Origin of the sequence: Pontibacter mucosus (assembly GCF_003054055.1) — a bacterium.
GTDB classification, from domain to species: Bacteria; Bacteroidota; Bacteroidia; order Cytophagales; family Hymenobacteraceae; genus Pontibacter; species Pontibacter mucosus.
This window is the reverse complement of record NZ_QBKI01000004.1, coordinates 215685-232694: the sequence shown is the minus strand read 5'-3', so window position 1 is coordinate 232694 and position 17010 is coordinate 215685. Positions and strand designations below refer to the sequence as shown.

The window sequence follows — 17010 nt, the reverse complement described above, 5'->3', positions numbered from 1 at the left end:
AAGTATGGCTTTTCAAACCAGTTGGGTTGCAAACCCAACACCATAGTTAGGCACGGGTTACAAACCCGCGCCAGCGGTGGGGAAGGACAGCGGCCAAAGGATAAAGACACAAGCGGACGCTTGCGCTAGGGGAAGTGTAAAGTATAGCCAAAGTATAGAAGTACAACATGGCACGGACTACAGCACTCACACTACTAACAAAAACCAGAAAACCCTTATCTTCGCCCATGCCGCAACCCCTTGTCTCCATCATCTGCTTGTGCTACAACCACGAGCGCTTCCTGCCTGAGGCCCTGGATTCTGTTTTAGCGCAGACCTACCCCAACCTGGAGGTAATTATTGTGGATGACTGCAGTACCGACAACAGCGTCCGCGTAATTCAGGAGTATGTGCAGCGGTATCCGCAGCTCAGGTTCATCAGCACGGGCAGCAACCTGGGCAACACCCGGGCCTTTAACAGGGGGTGGCGGGCCAGCCACGGGCAGTTTATACTTGATTTTGCGACCGACGACGTGCTGCTGCCTGAGCGGGTGGCGCAGCAGGTAGAGCAGTTTCAGCGCCTTGGGCCGGAGTATGGCGTGGTGTATTCCGATGCCGAGTATATATCCGACGACTCGGAGCACCTGTACTTTCATAGCCAGAAGTATAGAGCAGCACCTGATGGCGATGTGTTTGCCGAGGTGCTGGGCCGCTACTTCATCTGCCCGCCCACCATGCTCATCCGGCGAGAGGTGTTTGAGGAACTAAACGGGTATGACGAGCGCCTGGCCTACGAGGACTTCGACTTCTGGGTGCGCTCTGCCCGCAAGTATAAGTATGCCTACCTGCCCAAGGTAACCACCAAACGTAGGCTGCACGGCCGCTCCCTTTCCAGCGGCTGGTACCGGAAAGGCAACCAATTGTTATCCTCCACTGTTGTAGTATGCAGGAGGGCCGCAGCCTTAGTGCAAACCCCGCCCGAGCGCGCGGCGCTAGCTTTGCGGCTAAAGTATGAGGCGCGGCACGCCTACCTCACCGGCAATTTTAACGAGGCAGAGCAGTTGCTGCAGCTACTGAAACAAACCACGGGTATCCCTTTTTTATACCGCTTTATCCGGCAGCTGAACAGGCGCAAAATTAACCTCGGTTTCCTGCGCGAGTACTACCACCGGCTTCGGCACCGGCAGTAAATAGCACTGTTTTGTTTACCTACTCTCTTTTTATCCGTAAGCTAAAGCTATACTGGCCTTTAGTGGAGTATCATATGTTTTAGCCCCCAAAATCATCCAAAAAGGGTGTTTTGTGGGTGATTTGTTATCTACGACGGGTTATTATCGGGATTTAATAGTTATATTTGGAATTCAATTAAACAACAGCATCATGATTACACCAGCACTCGCCTCCCGTGGAGAAGTCATAAAATGGATGGAAGACTTCGTGGGAGAAAAGATCTCCGAGTTTCTTAAAACTGTAGAGGATAGCTGGCAACCAGCAGACCTTTTGCCAGACGCCACCATGGAGAATTTCTTTGATGAGGTGAAAGAGTTGCGCGAACGTGCCCGCGACCTAAGCTACGACCTGCTGGCCGTGCTGGTGGGAGATACCATTACCGAGGAAGCACTGCCTACCTACGAGAGCTGGCTGATGACAATTGACGGCCTGCCGAAAGATCCGAGCGGCCCATGGATGGTATGGAACCGTGCCTGGACGGCAGAGGAAAACCGCCACGGCGATGTGCTGAACCGCTACCTGTACCTGAGCGGCCGCATCAACATGCGCGAAATGGAAGCCTCCACGCAGTACCTGATTGCTGACGGATTTGACCTGCAGACGGACAACGACCCATACCGCTCGTTTGTTTATACTTCTTTTCAGGAGACTGCCACTAATATTTCGCACCGCCGCGTAGCCCAGCTAGCCAAGAAGCAGGGCGATACCCAACTGGCCAAGCTGTGCGGCCACGTAGCGGCCGATGAGGCGCGCCACGCCAAAGCCTATAAATCGTTTGTGGGCAAGATTTTCGAGGCTGACCCGAACGAGATGATGCTGGCTTTTGAGGATATGATGCGCAAGAAAATCGTAATGCCGGCCCACTACATGCGCGAGCTGGGGGTGGATTTAGGCAAAACTTTCGGCCACTTTACAGATGCGGCACAACGCCTCGGGGTTTATACTTCCGCAGACTATACCGACATTCTAGATGGCTTGATAAAAGAGTGGAAAATCGAGGCACTTACCGGTCTGGACGAAGCCGGCGAGCGCGCCCGCGACTATGTAATGGCCCTGCCCGCCCGCCTCAAGCGCGTGGCCGAGCGCATGAAAGTGCCTGAATTAGAGTATAAATTCCGCTGGATAGCCTCCTAACAGGCGAGCGATAAAGTATAAATAAGGGCAGGTTGCAGCAGCAGCCTGCCCTTTGTTTTTTACGTTCACTAGCTATCTTCCTGAAAACAAGGTGGTGCCAGAAGAGGGTAAAGCGCGTATACCTAACAAAAACGCCAGAGCGTTGTTATACTATACAATCTTTACAAACTATGGCTTTAGGATACAGATTTGGAGAATATATTCCACCGGAAGACAGTAAGGCCGATTTTGAATCGTTGCTGAAGATCTTTCTGCAGCTGGTAACCATCAGCTCCGGTGATGTGGGGGAGGCGCTCAACTGGCTCAGCTCGCTGGACAAGCAGTATAACCTGACCAGCGACGAGTATGGCATCGGCGATTTTATCGAAGACCTGAAGCGCAAAGGCTACCTGGATGAAAATCCGCAGGAAAGAGGAGGGTTTATACTTACCGCCAAAAGCGAGCAAAGTATAAGGCGCAGCGCCCTGGAAGAGATTTTCGGGAAGCTGAAGAAAGGAGGCAAAGGCAGCCATGCCACGCCGCACACCGGCATAGGCGACGAGGCCAGCACCGACCGCCGCGAGTACCGCTTCGGCGATGCGCTGGAGCAGATCTCCATGACCGACTCGCTGCGCAACGCCCAGATCAACCACGGCATCGGCGACCTGCGGCTAACCGAGCAGGACCTGGAGGTAACCGAGACAGAGCACAAAACGCAGGCCTCTACAGTGTTGATGATCGACATATCACACTCGATGATCCTGTACGGCGAGGACCGCATCACACCAGCCAAAAAGGTTGCCATGGCCCTGGCCGAACTCATCAAACAAAAGTACCCCAAGGATACGCTCGATGTGATTGTGTTCGGCAACGATGCCTGGCAGATAGAGATCAATGACCTGCCATACTTAGAGGTCGGCCCCTACCATACCAATACCGTTGCCGGTCTGGAGCTGGCCATGGACATCCTGCGCAAGCGCAAAACTCAGAACAAGCAGATCTTTATGATCACCGACGGCAAACCTACCTGCCTGAAAGAAGGGCTGCGCTATTATAAAAACAGTTTCGGGCTGGATAGGAAAGTGGTGAACAAAACCCTGAACCTGGCCGCCCAGTGCCGCCGTCTGAAGATTCCGATCACCACCTTTATGATTGCCTCAGATCCCTACCTGCAGCAGTTCGTAGACGAGTTCACGAAGGTGAATAACGGGCAGGCGTACTATAGCTCACTTAAAGGCCTCGGCCACCTGGTGTTCCGCGACTACGGGCGCAACCGCAAGAAAAGCTTTTAGAGTTTGGGAATTTTGAATGAGTGATTGAGTGGATAAGTGAATTATAATCCTGTCAATCCCTTCATCCTGTAAATCCTGATTCAGACAAAAAACAACCTGATAACCCAAGCATACCCCCGAGGGAAAGCTGCTAGAATAGAGGAATTAACCATCACAACCAATGATTGGTTGCTGATAAATGTTAACTGATAACTGTACAAATGAACTACAGAGACATACCAGCCGAAAAGCTGCACCAGATAAAAACACTTGGCCAACTAAAGGCTGCCGGCTATGAGCCGGAGAGCGTGAAGCAGGAGCTGCGCCGCAACCTCATCAAGAGATTACAGAATAAGGAGGAGGTTTTTCCGGGCATCTGGGGCTATGAGGAAACCGTGATTCCGGACATGCAGCGGGCCATACTTTCGATGCACCACATCAACCTGCTGGGCTTGCGCGGGCAGGCCAAAACCCGTATCGCGCGGCAAATGATAGACCTGCTGGATGCGTACATCCCTGTGGTGCAGGGCTCTGAACTGAACGACGATCCGTTGCACCCGCTTTCGCGCTTCGCCAAAGACCTGGTGCACGAGCACGGCGACGACACGCCCGTTGCCTGGCTGCACCGCTCAGACCGCTATACCGAGAAACTGGCCACACCAGATGTTTCCGTAGCCGACCTGATTGGTGATGCTGACCCGATAAAAGCGGCCACCATGAAGCTGCCTTACTCCGATGAGCGCGTGATACATTTCGGCCTGATTCCGCGTTCGCACCGGGGCATTTTTGTGATAAACGAGCTACCCGACCTGCAGGCGCGCATCCAGGTAGCTCTTTTTAACATTCTGCAGGAAGGCGACATTCAGATTCGTGGGTTTAGGGTGCGTATGCCGCTGGATATTCAGTTTGTGTTCACGGCCAACCCCGAGGATTATACCAACCGTGGCTCTATCGTTACCCCGCTCAAAGACCGTATCGATTCCCAGATCATCACGCACTATCCGAAAACGATAGAAACCGGCAAGAAAATCACGCAGCAGGAGGCCAGAGTAAAAGATGGCCAGGGCGAGTTGGTGCAGACCAACGACATCATTGGCGACCTGATAGAGCAGGTGGCCTTTGAGGCCCGCGAGAGCGAGTACGTGGATCCCAAAAGTGGTGTGTCGGCCCGTTTAACGATATCTGCCTTTGAGAACCTGCTGAGTGCCGCCGAGCGGCGCGCCCTATTGAATGGCGAGAACAAAACCTATGTGCGAGTGTCGGATTTTCTGAATACCATTCCTTCGGTAACGGGTAAGGTGGAGCTGGTGTACGAGGGCGAGCAGGAGGGGGCTGGCCATGTGGCGCAGGTGCTGATGGGAAAAGCCATCCGTACGCAGTTCCTCAATTACTTTCCCGACCCGGATAAGGCCAAGAAATCGAAAGCGGGCAACCCTTACAAGAAGATAACCGACTGGTTCGGTGATGGCCATACGATTGACATTCTGAACGACGCCTCTACCTCGGAGTATAAAAAGGCGCTGCAAAGTATACCGGGCCTGGCCGAGTTGGTGGAAAAGCACCAGCCCGATGCCAAAGGCGACGAGAAGCTGTTTATGATGGAGTTTGCCCTGCACGGTTTAGCCGAGCACAGCCAGCTCAGCAAAAGCCGCCTCAGCACCGGCCTGCAGTTTAAGGACCTGCTCAGCGGCATGTTCACGATGCCCAGCTTTGGCGAAGAGGAAGACGAGGAAGACTTTTAGGAATTTAAGAGTTGGAGAGTTTAGGAGTTAGAGATTTATACTCCATACATAAAGAGCCGCAACCAGTTGCGGCTCTTTAGCTTTTATAGGTAGCCTGGTTTATACTTCCTCCAGCAGGGCAGCAGCTATACTTTCCCACTCCTCTGCCAGTGTTTGCTGGGGGCGTTTTCTGCCGGCCCGGCGGTACCAGTAATCGGCGTTCCACGTGTCGCCTTCCTGGCGGTGCAGGTAAGCGTGTATCCAGGCGGCGTTCTTATCCGGCAGGTCCTGTATCAGTTCATGTGCTTTGTCCCAGTCGCCTTTTGCCTCGTGCCACAGCGCCTGCAGGTATACGTTGGCTGCGGGCGGGGGCGTGGCGCCTGACAGGCTGGCTTTGAAGGTGGTGAGGTTCATGGTATACTTTGCTTATACTTTCAACATAACAGTTTTACGGGTTTTTTTCAGTCTCCATACAAGTATAGCCACAAAGCCCACTACCAGAAAATTGGATGCGTAGTTACCGGTTTCTATCCATCTATACTTGCTGATCGCCTGTTCAACTTCGGGTTGATCTACTTTTTTGAAGGCCGGTTTTTCTACCGTTACTTTAAGAACCTGCCTGAGGTTAATCGTGGTATAATGCCACTCCCCGTCAAATTTCGTGGCAAGCGTTAGGTCTGGGTTACCCTCCTGTTCAAACGTATGTGTCGTTGCACCTTTAGGAAGGCTGTCTTTCCAGAACACTCTTTTGCCCTCGCGACCATCTTTTATGAAGTAGACCGGTGCTGGAAGGTCTTTGTTTATGAACTCAATGCTTACAGGCGTGGAAGCAGCGATACCAGTTTCTGTGAACAGGAGCTTGAAGAAAGACAGGCCGGCAAATCCTGCCAGGGCTGCCGCAAGAATGAACCGGCGTGTTATTCTCTCGTCTGGCAGCTTAGACAGGTACAGCAGCGCAATCAGGAAAAGGTCGATACCTAGAATGTAGGGAAGTATGAATTCGGAGAGTTGATAGACCATGCGATTGAGATAGCAGCCAAGGGACAAGGGCATTTACGTTTATAAATGACGGCTCCGTTGCCAAGTCTAATATAGTAAATTTATTATTCTTTGGTGGCGGGATAGTATAAAACCTAAGCCGTGCGGACAAAGTAGGTTTAGGTATGGGGTACGTTTCGATATGGCCGGTGCTGGTGCTGGCGTTTATACACTTTTTCGGAACACGGCTACGGTTTCTGGCAGGGGTGCCACGCAGCGTGTGGCTCTCTGTGGCGGGCGGCGTATCGGTGGCCTACGTGTTTCTGCACCTGTTTCCGGAGCTGGGCGAGGGGCAGGAGCAGGTGTCTAAGCTGAACTGGGCGGAGCGCTTCCTGAACCACCACGTGTACCTGATGTCCCTGATCGGGCTGGCCGTATTTTACGGGCTGGAGCGGGTGGTGGTGGAGACCAAGTACAGGCAGAAGAAAAAGGGACAGGAGGAGCCGCGACACGAGCAAGGCATCTTCTGGCTGCACATCGGTTCCTTTGCCATTTATAACGCCCTGATTGGGTACATCCTTTTTCAGCGGGAGGAGGGGACTTTGCAGAACCTGCTGCTGTTTTCCATCGCCATGGCCCTGCACTTCATCGTGAATGATTTTGGGTTGCAAGAGCACCACCACGACAGTTACCGACGCATTGGCCGTTGGGTATTGGTGGTTGCCCTGGTAGCCGGGTGGGGCATTGGCTTTGTGGTGGAACTACCCGAGGCGCTTGTTATCCTGGTGATGGCCTTTGTAGGAGGCGGCGTGATCATGAACGTGCTGAAAGAAGAGCTGCCCGAGGAGCGCGAGAGCCGCTACTGGGCTTTTGCACTTGGGGCGGGCTTGTATGCGGCCCTGCTGTTATCGCTGTAAGCACCCGTAAAAGCAAACAGGGAGCCTTTTCGCTCCCTGTTTATACTTTATTTTATACTTTAGACTATAGCACACCTTTCTGCTGCACCACCTTCTCGGCCAGTTTCAGGGCCTCGTAGGCGTTTACCACACCGCCGGATGCTGATAGCGTCGAGAACTTCACTTTCTTTTTACTCTTAGGGTCCTCGGTTGGGTAGTATACTTTCAGCCTCGGGTATTTGGTGGATGACTCCAGCAGGATGTTCTTCAGCTCCACCGCCGTAAGCTCCGGGTAATAAGACCAAACCAAAGCCGCCACACCCGATACTACAGGGCTGGCGAAGCTGGTGCCGTTCATCTTATCATACTTGTTGTCCGGGGCCAGCAGCACGAGGTCCACGCCAGGGGCAAACAGGTCCACGCTTTCGCGGCCGTAGTTTGAGAATTCGCCCACAAAGTTTTTCTTCAGGTTTTTGGATGTGGCGCCTACCTCCAGCCAGGTGCTGGCGCGGGTGCCGTCCTGCAGTTGCTTTGTGGGGAAGTTGTCGGCGTTGTCGATGTTTTTGGCGTCGTTGCCGGCGGCATGTACCAGCAGCACGTTCTTTGACTCGGCATACTTCACGGCCTCGTCCACAAAGTGCTTCTGCGGCGAAAAGTCTTTGCCAAAGCTCATGTTGATGATGTGGGCGCCGTTATCTACCGCATAACGAATGGCCAGGGCAATGTCCTTGTCGCGCTCGTCCCCGCTTGGCACCGCACGCAGCGCCATAATCTCCACATGCTCCGCAATGCCGTCTATCCCCACCCCGTTTCCGCGGATGCCGGCAATAATGCCTGATACCGGCGTGCCGTGGTCGGCTCTCGGGCCAATCACATCGCCATTGCCGTAGTCGGTATCGTTTATATCCTCCGGATTGTCGGCCACTATTTCTGTTCTCGGGTCGAAGTCCGGGTTCAGGTGGTAGTTGACAAACTTATCGATGTACTCTTTGTAAGACCTGAACGACTTAGGCGTGAAGCCCTGGCTATACTTTTGCACCAGCCAGTTGCGCGCCCGCATCACGTCCTGGTTAGTGGAGGAAATGCCTTTTAGGTCCTCAACAGTATAGGTGTCTTTGCCCAGGTGGCCGGTTACCAGTTGCTCGCAGATGGCCAGCACTTCGTCGAAAGCGTCCAGGTTTTGCTTTGTCTTGAGGCGATCTGTCAGCTCTTCCTCGAAGTTTTTGCGGGTAACCAGGTACGTGTTATACTCCTTTTGCTCTGCCTCCGTAAGCCCCTGCGGCGACGTTACCTTGCCATACTTTGGAGCCAGTTGGCGGAGCAGGCGCACGTACTCGTAGGTCTCGTACTGGATGTTTTCGCCGGCAGCGTTGCCCAGAAAACCCCAGCCGTGGATGTCGTCCACGTAACCGTTGTTGTCGTCGTCTATCCCGTTACCCGGGATCTCATTCTTGTTTACCCAAACCCTTCCCTGAAGCTCGACATGGTTGATATCGGTGCCGCTGTCTATCACGGCTACCACCACCTTTTTGCGGGGCTGTTTGGAAACCAGCAGTTCGCTGTAGGCGCGGTTCACGCTTACGCCCGGTATCTTATCCTGCTTCATGTCCAGGTTGTACCAATTGTGGTAGGCCTTGTCTATCTCCGCGACAGACGAAACGCCGTCCTGGGCAAAGGCAACCGAACCGCTAAGTAGAAGGAAGGCAGCCGTGGCCTTCAGGTGGCGGTACATGTTTGTTCTCATATTAAATCTGATAGTTGCTGATGTACGTTTGGCTAGGGCTTATACTTTGAGGAAAGCTTTTGCTATTTTACTGTAATCTCTGTGGGCGGGTGCAGCTGCCCTTCGGTGCGGGCCACCATCATGGCCACTGTGGCATCGCCGGTAACGTTTACCGTGGTGCGCAGCATGTCCAGCAGGCGGTCCGGGGCAAGTATAAGGGCAATGCCTTCAATCGGGATACCGGCCTGCTGCAGCACAATTACCAGCATCACAATACCCGCACCCGGCACGGCCGCAGAGCCTATTGAGGCCAGTGTGGCGGTCATCACAATGCCCAGCTGTGCGGCCAGGTCCAGTTCTATCCCATAGGCCTGGGCAATAAACACAGCGGCAACCGACTGGTAAAGGCTGGTACCATCCATGTTGATGGTGGCCCCCAGCGGCAGCACAAAGCTGGTAATCTCTTTATTGATGCCCAGGTTCTTCTCCGAGCACTCCATGGTGGCAGGCAGCGTGGCCGCACTCGATGAGGTAGAGAAGGCCAGCATCTGTGCCGGGAAAATCCCTCTTATGAAATGCGCATACTTTGTTCTGCCAACTGTAACTACCAGCGCCGGATACACAACCAAAATCATCAGGGCCAGGCCTATGGCTACCACAATGCAGTAATACCCCAGCACCATCAGCAGCTCCAGGGCAGCACCCGGGTCATCGCCGGCGAAGTCTACCACCAGCCCAGCCAGCAGGGCGAACACGCCGTAGGGGGCGGTCATCATGATAATATCCACAATCTTAAGTATGGCCATGTTCACGCCCTCGAAGAAATCGTTGACGGGCTGTGCCTTGTCGGGAGGGATGAGGATGAGGGCGATGCCAAAGAGCAGGGCAAAAAAGATAACCTGCAGCATGCTGCCGTTACTGGTCATGGCCCGGAACAGGTTTTCGGGTACGATGTCCACGAGCGGCTGCAGTGGCCCCTGTTGCTCCAGAGCGGCGGCATCGCTTGATTTGGCAGAGGCAGTGCCGGCGTACTGTTGTTTAAACTCCTCCCGCTTCTCGGGCGAGAAGGCTTTGCCAGGCTCAAAGATATTCACAAGTACCAGGCCCAGCACCACGGCCAACACAGTGGTGCCCAGGTAGGTGCCGATGGTTTTGGTGCCGATGCGCGAGAGGCGGCTGATATCGCTGAGGCTGGAAACACCGGTGATAAGCGACACGAGCACCAGCGGCACGGCAATCAGCTTCAGCATGTTGATGAAGATGGTACCGAAGGGGCCAATCCAGTCGGTGGTAAAGCTATTGAGGCCAAAGGAGCTGGACATCATTCCCCAGGCCACGCCCAGAGCCATACCGATCAGAATTTGCCAGTGTAAAGCGAGTCTCTTCATACGCAAGGGTGCCGGCGGGATAAGGGTTCTGATTCCACCGGTTTACTAAAGTATACTATTTGCTAGAATTATTCTGCTGAAACGACACAGCCAAAGCGGTGCAAGCATGTAAAGTGCAGGTGCCGAACAGATGTTAGGTAAAATTAAGCATTTTCTGTAGGATTTTTGGCCTATCTGCAAAAAAACAGCCTGACGAGCAGTGGGTTTATACTTGGGGAATGGCTCTGAGGGGAGAAGCAGGAGGCCGGAAAGCAACAAAGCCAGCCCTGTGTCTGCAGGCGCTGGCTTTGTTTTTATGTGTTGATGTTGAGGGTTTTATGCCTCGTTTACCACAATTTTCTCGATGCGATCGTTGGCGCGAATCTGGTCGATTACGTCCAGGCCTTCCACCACTTTGCCGAAGCAGGTGTGGTTGCGGTCCAGGTGGGCGGTGTTTTTGCGGCTGTGGCAGATAAAGAACTGCGAGCCACCGGTGTTGCGGCCGGCATGGGCCATGCTCAGCACGCCACGGTCGTGGTACTGGTTGTCGCCGGAGAGTTCGCAGTCGATTTTGTAGCCGGGGCCGCCGGTGCCAGGCACGCCTTTGGCGCCTTCGCGGGTGTTGGGGCAGCCACCCTGGATCACAAAGTCCGGAAGCACGCGATGGAAGGTCAGCCCGTCGTAAAAACCCTCTTTGGCCAGCTTTACAAAATTATCTACGGTTTTAGGAGCGTCTTTCTCATAAAACTCTACTTTCATTACACCTTTTGGAGTATGGATTTCTGCGGTTTTCATGAATAGTTCTGGTTTAGCTTGAACATTGTTACAAATAACAAAAGTACGGAATTTATAGTTTAAGAGAGCTATAAGCCTGGCTTTAGGGCCGGGCCGAATTCACATCACGCTCAAGTATATCATACGCTATGAAAACAATAAGAACTTTAGGGTGCGCGCTGGCCCTTTGTGGCAGCGTGGCGTTGGCAGGCTGCGGAGGCGGCACCAACGAGGAAAACGCAGCCAACGAGATGCAGCGGGAGGCGGGCACTAACCTGCGCGAGGAGCCGGGCTCCCGTGGAACAACCCCTACCACAGAAGGCAAGCAGGCCGGAGAAGGCCGTGACGAAGCTCGCAAACCGCACCCCAGGATAGGGGATAATGTGATGACCCCTTCCAGAAAGCTGATGGAAAACATCTCGGCACACCCCGACCTGACGATGTTTGTGGGCGCACTGCGCAAGGCCGAGCTTGTTGGGCTGTTAAACGGCACCGGCCCCTATACCGTGTTCGCCCCCGTCGACAGCGTTTTTGATGCCATCCCGGACAGAACCCTGGACGACTGGATGCGACCGAGCAACAAGCAGCGCCTCGTAACGATGCTCAACAACCATATCGTGACCGGTAAGATCACGGCTGCCGACCTCACCAACGGCGCTACACTGAAGACGGTAGGCGGTCAGCAGCTGAGCGTTACCCGGAAAGGCAATACCATCTTCGTGAACGGTGCCAGGGTAAGGCAAGCCGACATAGAGAATCAGAACGGCGTGCTGCACTTAGTAGAAAAGCTGTTGGCCGAAGAGAAGTAATCGGCTAAACAAGAAAAGTAGCGGCAGATACCCCAAAAGTATCTGCCGCTACTTTTTTCAGAAGTAAAGTTCGTTCCGACCAATAAACCTCGGCTAGCTATTTGCAAGGCCGCAGGTTTATACCTGGGAAGTATACTTTATACTTTGCAGCCGGACCAGGTAGAGAAAGTAAATCTCCCCTCGCTCGCCTCTGGCGAGTGTGAACTATTAGGGGGACTCTGGCCGCTTTAACGTGTGCCTCCGGGCACGGGTGGCGGGACGCCACCAAATGACGCACACTCGCCAGAGGCGAGCGAGGCACAAACTAAGGTGCAAAACTCGTTCGTTATTGGTCTTATACTTGAGAAGTATACTTTATACTTTGGAAGCAAGCAGGCAGAACAAGCAAATCTCCACTCCACCCTTTTCTAACTTTCTAACTATAAAGACGCAAGTCATTGCGTCTCTACAACTCCCAAACTCTCTAACTCCCCAACTCTTAAACTCCAAAGCTACTTCCGGTTGTCCTGCCCATGCAGCATGCTCAGGTAGCTCTCGTAGCGGGAGAGGGAAATCTCGTTGTGGCGCACGGCCTCTATTACGGCGCAGCCCGGCTCGTTGAAGTGCGTGCAGTTGTTGAAGCGGCACTGGTTCAGGCGCTCGCGCATTTCCGGAAAAAAGTGGCTCAGCTCCGCCGGGGGAATGTCCACAATGCCCAGCTCTTTGATACCGGGCGTGTCGATGATGAAGGTTTCGGGATCTATCTCGAACATCTCGGCGAAGGTGGTGGTGTGCACGCCTTTGTCGGAGAAGTCGGAGATCTCGGAGGTTTTCAGCTCCAGGTCGGGCACGATGAGGTTGATGAGCGTGGACTTGCCTACGCCCGAGTGGCCCGAGAGCAGCGTGGTTTTGCCGTGCAGCAGCGCCTTTATATCCTCAATCCCCTCGTTGGTTGCTGCCGACACCGCCAGGCTGTTATACCCAATCTGCTGGTACATGTGGCTTATCTGGCGCTGGTAGTCGCGCACCTCGTCGTCGTAAAGGTCCGTTTTGTTGAAGACAAGTGTGGTAGGGATGTCGTAGGCCTCGGCGGTAACCAGGAAGCGATCTATAAAGCCAAAGGAGGTGCGCGGCGACACGAGCGTTACGATAAGCAGGGCCTGGTCGAGGTTCGCGGCGATGATGTGGGAGTAGGCAGTTTTGTGCGTGCTCTGTCGGATGATGTAGTTCTCGCGGTCCTCGATCTGGTAAATTACGGCGGTGTCTTCGCCCGTCTGCTCTACCTCAAATGCCACGCGGTCGCCCACGGCCAGCGGGTTGCTTACCTTCAGGCCCTTTATCTTGAACTTCCCGCGCAGGCGCGCCCGGTGCAGCTTTCCTTCCTCGTCGCGCACCAGGTACCACGATCCCGTCGATTTTATTACTACTCCTTTCATGTAATCTATTTCAGCAGTTGCCTTACATCAGCCATGATTTTGGCCGTAGCGCCGGCTTGCTCTTGTACGTATACTTTTTCTTTGTCGGTTATACTTTGGCGTAGGCCAGGCGTGGTGTGCACCCGCTCAAAGGCCTGCAGCAGCTCTTCGGCATTTTGCACCGGAAAAGCGCAGCCCCGCGCCACCAAATCCTTCGCCTCCTGAAACTTGTCATACTTGGGCCCGAAGAAGAGCGGCAGCCCGAATACGGCCGCCTCCAGGGTGTTGTGCAGCCCTTTGCCGAAGGCCCCGCCGATGTAGGCGTAGGTGCCGTAGCTGTAGAGTGCCGAGAGCATGCCGATGTTGTCAATCACCAGCACCTGATACCTGGCCGCATCTGCCTCAGAGGTTTGGGAGAAGCGCACCGATCCCTCGCCCAAAGCCTGCATCACCGTGTTTATACTTGCCTCGTTTACCTCGTGTGGCGCGATGATGAATTTTATACTTGGTTTATACTTCTGGATCAGTGGCAGCAGCACTTCTATGTCGGCGGGCCAGCTGCTGCCCACCATAAATACCTGTTGCCCGGCCGCGAAGGCCTCTACCAGCGGAATGGGTTTTATACTTGCCGCCGTTTGCAGCACCCTATCGAAACGCGTGTCGCCGGCTATACTTGCGTGGGTGATGTTGATACGTTGCAGCAGCTCCAGCGAAGTATGGTTCTGGGTATAGATATGCGTGAAGCGGCGCAGGATGTTGCGGTAAAAATCGCCGTAAGGCTTAAAGAACACCTGCTCTGGCCGGAAAATAGCCGAAATGGAAAGTATAGGAATGCTTCGCTTAGCCAGCTCCTGCAGGTAGTAGTGCCAGAACTCATACTTCACAAACACGGCCAGTTTGGGCTGCGCGATGTCCAGAAAGCGTTTGGCGTTGGCGGCGCTGTCCAGCGGCAGGTAGAAGATGTAGTCGGCGCCCGCGTAGTTTTTGCGCACCTCGTAGCCGGAAGGGGAGAAGAAGGTAAGCAGCACTTTATACTTTGGAAACGCCTCCCGGAATGCCTCTATCACCGGCCGTCCCTGCTCAAACTCGCCCAGCGAGGCGCAGTGAAACCATACCAGCGGCGCCTGGTTCTGCTGCAAGGCCTGCTGCAGCCGTTCGAACTGCCGCTCACGCCCCTGCCGCATCAGCTTCGCCTTCTCATTGAAAGGGGCTGCCAGGGCAATGGCCGTACTATAAGCCTTCAGGCCGATGTCGTAGAGTAACTTCAAATTTATACTTGCTTGCGGGGTTCTACTGCAAATATAGTGCTTTGCGGAGGGATAGTTGGCAAGGGGGCTATACTTTGTGGTAGGGTAGATAATTTTCTATATAGAATAGGATTAATGTAATCCGTTGTGTTAATTTATCTCATGCCAATTAAGTGAATATCAACAGCGTGCCCACAAGCTCAAGTATAAAACGGATACAGGATTTATGAACGAGAAGGAACTTCGTACGATTTGCCTTTACCTGACAGGCATCGTGACCATCGCTATAGGGGCACTGCTGGTGTGGAGCCATTACAACGGAGGCGTGCCGAGCCACCATATCGCGGCGGATGATAGCTTTCCGGCCATTTCGAACTGGTGGGGCGCGCTGGTGCTTCCTGTACTGACGTGGTTCCTCTTGTACCGCATCCAGAAGCGAGTCTTCAGCGACAAGTATGGAGAGGCCGAAACCCGCAGCCTTTTACCGGGCGTGCTTTATGGGTTTGCAGGCGGCTTGCTGTTCGGAACACTCATTGCCGTTTGCTTTAGTTCCGGGTATACTGTCATCCTAGACTACCTGATGCTGGGACTGCTTCTGCTGGCCCTGTTCTTCCCGGTTTACCGGTCCGAGTGCCTGCTGGGCTTTGTGCTGGCGATGACTTATACTTTCGGTGCCGTGCTTCCGACTGCATTTGGGGCAGTAGTCAGTTTGGTGGGGCTGGTGTTGTACCGCTTCATCCGGCCCGTTATACTTTATGCTGTGTCGAAGTTTGTGCCTTCAACCTGGTTGATTATTCCAGTAGTATTTTGTTTATACCTTGCCGGAACTACAGGAGCCTTTGCGCTGAATGATAGCAGAACTGAGCGACCAACGGCGAATAAGCTGTTGACAGAGGTGCACCAAAAGCTGGAAAGCCTGAAAATAATACGGTATGATTACCTTTTAGAACTTAACTACGCTTCCGAGAACTATAACCAAAGCATTTCGGGTACTGCTTTCCTGGATTTTTCAGCCCCTGATGCGTTGCTTGGGTTCAAGTACCAGGTGGAGAGTGAGAATGGTAAGTTCGTGTACAACGGCTCAGAGAGCTTTAACCTGGACAAGGCACGGAAGACCATGACCGTAAATGTGACGCCTAAATTTGAGAATTTTGCAGGCATCACCCCTTTCCATAACTCATTGGTAACGCTTAGAAAGACGATACCGGCTCTCGTCGCAGATCAGGATATCATCAAAAGTGTCTCCGATACAAGTATAGCAGAACAGGATTTCTATTTGGTTAAACTTGTGCTAAATAGTCGCACAATCGAGCGGTTGGGTGGGTTTTCAAAGCTGAGCCTTGATAGAAGAATGATATATGATATCATCATTGACAAGAGCAGTTTGATGCCTGTTCAAATGATACAGGGTAACAGTGTGAACAGAGATTTTACAAGATCAGTGTTCCGTGATGTTAGCACTAACCCCGACAGCCCGTCCGAGCTTTCGTGGTATTTCTCCAGTTATACAACAGATTTTGACCTGGAACACAAGAAACCGGTTGTGCCTTTGGCGTTGCACTCGCCTGCACCAGCCTGGGAACTCCCTTTGTTTGACAGCAGCCAGTCATTGAGCCTTAGTCAACTGAAAGGAAAAGTAGTAGTACTTGAGTTCTGGACTAAGAACTGCGGCTACTGCATAGCGGCTGTGCCAAAGCTCAATGCACTATCTAAAAAATTTCAAGGGAAAGATCTTGCGGTCTTAGGCGTTAATCTACACGACAAAGCGGAAGATATTCAGAACTTTAACCAAAGAACTAGGCCAGTTTATAAGACCGTCTACAAGGGACAGAAAGTGGCCGAGGAATACGGCATTAGTTTTTTCCCAACAATTGTCCTCTTAGACAAGAAGGGCAAGGTGCTATTTCATGGAGAGTTTAACGAAGCAGATTTAAATAGCTTGATCCAGAAAGCATTAAAGGAGTAAACCAGGAAGCCTGCTTGGGTAACCTGGTGCAGCTTTATGATTGGCTACGCTGCGCTCATTGGCAGTACGAGTATCGTTGGCCTCAAGCCGAAAACAAATACCATATCGTATGAAAAGATGTTTATTAATATTAACATGTACCATATTTATAAACCTGGTATTCCAATATATTTCGTTTGGACAAGAAATTAAGTCTAATTTGACAATTAAAGAGCAACGACTTCTTGACTCATTGCTGATAAACAAAAAGACTCACTTCAGTTTTAAGGACAAGAAAGTTGCATTTATATCAGGGCATTCTGGAAATGAAATTAACCACAAAGACTATTTCCTTAAAAAATTTATTTTTGACTATTTGGATAAAGGTATAAATCCTGTGATTTCATACCGTAAACTTAGTGAACAAGAGAGACAGACGGCGAACGGTTACGATATCATAGTAATGCAGGTACCAAAAATATATACTCCGAGACAGCATAAGGCCAACTTAAAAAATCTCGCTAAACTTGCGCCAGTCAAATAAAAGCCTGTTACAAACACAA

15 protein-coding genes are annotated in these 17010 nt (G+C 52.6%); 8 read left to right on the top strand and 7 right to left on the bottom strand.

The window, feature by feature from the left end; genetic code table 11:
• Positions 1 to 227 precede the first annotated feature (227 nt).
• The 4 genes from C8N40_RS09690 (at position 228) to C8N40_RS09675 (ending at position 5335) form a co-directional block, all read left to right on the top strand.
• A complete protein-coding gene (locus tag C8N40_RS09690; protein WP_108211577.1) occupies positions 228 to 1169 on the top strand; it encodes a glycosyltransferase in 942 nt (313 codons plus the stop codon).
• A gap of 190 nt (positions 1170 to 1359) precedes the next feature.
• Entirely contained in the window at positions 1360 to 2343 is a 984-nt protein-coding gene (locus C8N40_RS09685) for an acyl-ACP desaturase (RefSeq protein ID WP_108211576.1), read from the top strand.
• 170 nt (positions 2344 to 2513) lie between these two features.
• Positions 2514 to 3614 (top strand): vWA domain-containing protein, encoded by a 1101-nt coding sequence (locus tag C8N40_RS09680; protein ID WP_108211575.1) that lies wholly within the window; start codon positions 2514 to 2516, stop codon positions 3612 to 3614.
• Between the two features lie 200 nt (positions 3615 to 3814).
• Positions 3815 to 5335 carry a sigma 54-interacting transcriptional regulator gene (locus tag C8N40_RS09675; protein ID WP_108211574.1) on the top strand — a complete coding sequence of 507 codons (1521 nt, stop codon included), beginning with the start codon at positions 3815 to 3817 and terminating at the stop codon, positions 5333 to 5335.
• 99 nt (positions 5336 to 5434) lie between these two features.
• Here the strand turns inward: C8N40_RS09675 and C8N40_RS09670 are convergent, their stop codons facing one another.
• Both C8N40_RS09670 and C8N40_RS09665 read right to left on the bottom strand, forming a co-directional pair.
• Positions 5435 to 5728: a hypothetical protein gene (locus C8N40_RS09670; protein WP_108211573.1), complete on the bottom strand. Its 294-nt coding sequence runs from the start codon at positions 5726 to 5728 to the stop codon at positions 5435 to 5437.
• Between the two features lie 12 nt (positions 5729 to 5740).
• A complete protein-coding gene (locus tag C8N40_RS09665; RefSeq protein WP_108211572.1) occupies positions 5741 to 6367 on the bottom strand; it encodes a hypothetical protein in 627 nt (208 codons plus the stop codon).
• 110 nt (positions 6368 to 6477) lie between these two features.
• Here C8N40_RS09665 and C8N40_RS09660 point away from each other — a divergent pair, with 110 nt between their 5' ends.
• Positions 6478 to 7209 (top strand): hypothetical protein, encoded by a 732-nt coding sequence (locus C8N40_RS09660; RefSeq protein WP_108211571.1) that lies wholly within the window; start codon positions 6478 to 6480, stop codon positions 7207 to 7209.
• A gap of 64 nt (positions 7210 to 7273) precedes the next feature.
• Here the strand turns inward: C8N40_RS09660 and C8N40_RS09655 are convergent, their stop codons facing one another.
• The 3 genes from C8N40_RS09655 to C8N40_RS09645 all read right to left on the bottom strand — a co-directional run bounded on the left by C8N40_RS09655 (position 7274) and on the right by C8N40_RS09645 (position 11073).
• Positions 7274 to 8932, bottom strand: coding sequence for a S8 family peptidase (locus C8N40_RS09655; protein WP_108211570.1), 1659 nt, complete (start codon positions 8930 to 8932; stop codon positions 7274 to 7276).
• Between the two features lie 62 nt (positions 8933 to 8994).
• Positions 8995 to 10299 (bottom strand): dicarboxylate/amino acid:cation symporter, encoded by a 1305-nt coding sequence (locus tag C8N40_RS09650; RefSeq protein ID WP_108211569.1) that lies wholly within the window; start codon positions 10297 to 10299, stop codon positions 8995 to 8997.
• 315 nt (positions 10300 to 10614) lie between these two features.
• A complete protein-coding gene (locus C8N40_RS09645) occupies positions 10615 to 11073 on the bottom strand; it encodes a peptidylprolyl isomerase (protein ID WP_108211568.1) in 459 nt (152 codons plus the stop codon).
• A gap of 128 nt (positions 11074 to 11201) precedes the next feature.
• Here C8N40_RS09645 and C8N40_RS09640 point away from each other — a divergent pair, with 128 nt between their 5' ends.
• The gene (locus C8N40_RS09640) at positions 11202 to 11861 is read left to right on the top strand and encodes a fasciclin domain-containing protein (RefSeq protein ID WP_108211567.1); all 660 of its coding nucleotides are present in this window, start codon (positions 11202 to 11204) and stop codon (positions 11859 to 11861) included.
• 491 nt (positions 11862 to 12352) lie between these two features.
• Here the strand turns inward: C8N40_RS09640 and rsgA are convergent, their stop codons facing one another.
• Positions 12353 to 13276 (bottom strand): ribosome small subunit-dependent GTPase A, encoded by a 924-nt coding sequence (gene rsgA / locus C8N40_RS09635; protein ID WP_108211566.1) that lies wholly within the window; start codon positions 13274 to 13276, stop codon positions 12353 to 12355.
• A 5-nt stretch (positions 13277 to 13281) separates the two neighbouring features.
• Positions 13282 to 14523: a 3-deoxy-D-manno-octulosonic acid transferase gene (locus C8N40_RS09630; protein ID WP_108211565.1), complete on the bottom strand. Its 1242-nt coding sequence runs from the start codon at positions 14521 to 14523 to the stop codon at positions 13282 to 13284.
• A 205-nt stretch (positions 14524 to 14728) separates the two neighbouring features.
• On the opposite strand from C8N40_RS09630, the gene C8N40_RS09625 reads away from it, so the two are divergent.
• On the top strand, positions 14729 to 16468 hold the full coding sequence (locus C8N40_RS09625; RefSeq protein WP_108211564.1) for a TlpA family protein disulfide reductase: 1740 nt from the start codon (positions 14729 to 14731) through the stop codon (positions 16466 to 16468).
• 109 nt (positions 16469 to 16577) lie between these two features.
• Positions 16578 to 16991 carry a DUF8192 domain-containing protein gene (locus tag C8N40_RS09620; RefSeq protein ID WP_108211563.1) on the top strand — a complete coding sequence of 138 codons (414 nt, stop codon included), beginning with the start codon at positions 16578 to 16580 and terminating at the stop codon, positions 16989 to 16991.
• Positions 16992 to 17010: the final 19 nt, after the last annotated feature.

Coding starts and splice junctions, on each gene's coding strand:
- C8N40_RS09690 (WP_108211577.1), top strand. CDS start 228: ATGCCGCAACCCCTTGTCTCCATCATCTGCTTGTGCTACAACCACGAG.
- C8N40_RS09685 (WP_108211576.1), top strand. CDS start 1,360: ATGATTACACCAGCACTCGCCTCCCGTGGAGAAGTCATAAAATGGATG.
- C8N40_RS09680 (WP_108211575.1), top strand. CDS start 2,514: ATGGCTTTAGGATACAGATTTGGAGAATATATTCCACCGGAAGACAGT.
- C8N40_RS09675 (WP_108211574.1), top strand. CDS start 3,815: ATGAACTACAGAGACATACCAGCCGAAAAGCTGCACCAGATAAAAACA.
- C8N40_RS09670 (WP_108211573.1), bottom strand. CDS start 5,728: ATGAACCTCACCACCTTCAAAGCCAGCCTGTCAGGCGCCACGCCCCCG.
- C8N40_RS09665 (WP_108211572.1), bottom strand. CDS start 6,367: ATGCCCTTGTCCCTTGGCTGCTATCTCAATCGCATGGTCTATCAACTC.
- C8N40_RS09660 (WP_108211571.1), top strand. CDS start 6,478: ATGGGGTACGTTTCGATATGGCCGGTGCTGGTGCTGGCGTTTATACAC.
- C8N40_RS09655 (WP_108211570.1), bottom strand. CDS start 8,932: ATGAGAACAAACATGTACCGCCACCTGAAGGCCACGGCTGCCTTCCTT.
- C8N40_RS09650 (WP_108211569.1), bottom strand. CDS start 10,299: ATGAAGAGACTCGCTTTACACTGGCAAATTCTGATCGGTATGGCTCTG.
- C8N40_RS09645 (WP_108211568.1), bottom strand. CDS start 11,073: ATGAAAACCGCAGAAATCCATACTCCAAAAGGTGTAATGAAAGTAGAG.
- C8N40_RS09640 (WP_108211567.1), top strand. CDS start 11,202: ATGAAAACAATAAGAACTTTAGGGTGCGCGCTGGCCCTTTGTGGCAGC.
- rsgA (WP_108211566.1), bottom strand. CDS start 13,276: ATGAAAGGAGTAGTAATAAAATCGACGGGATCGTGGTACCTGGTGCGC.
- C8N40_RS09625 (WP_108211564.1), top strand. CDS start 14,729: ATGAACGAGAAGGAACTTCGTACGATTTGCCTTTACCTGACAGGCATC.
- C8N40_RS09620 (WP_108211563.1), top strand. CDS start 16,578: ATGAAAAGATGTTTATTAATATTAACATGTACCATATTTATAAACCTG.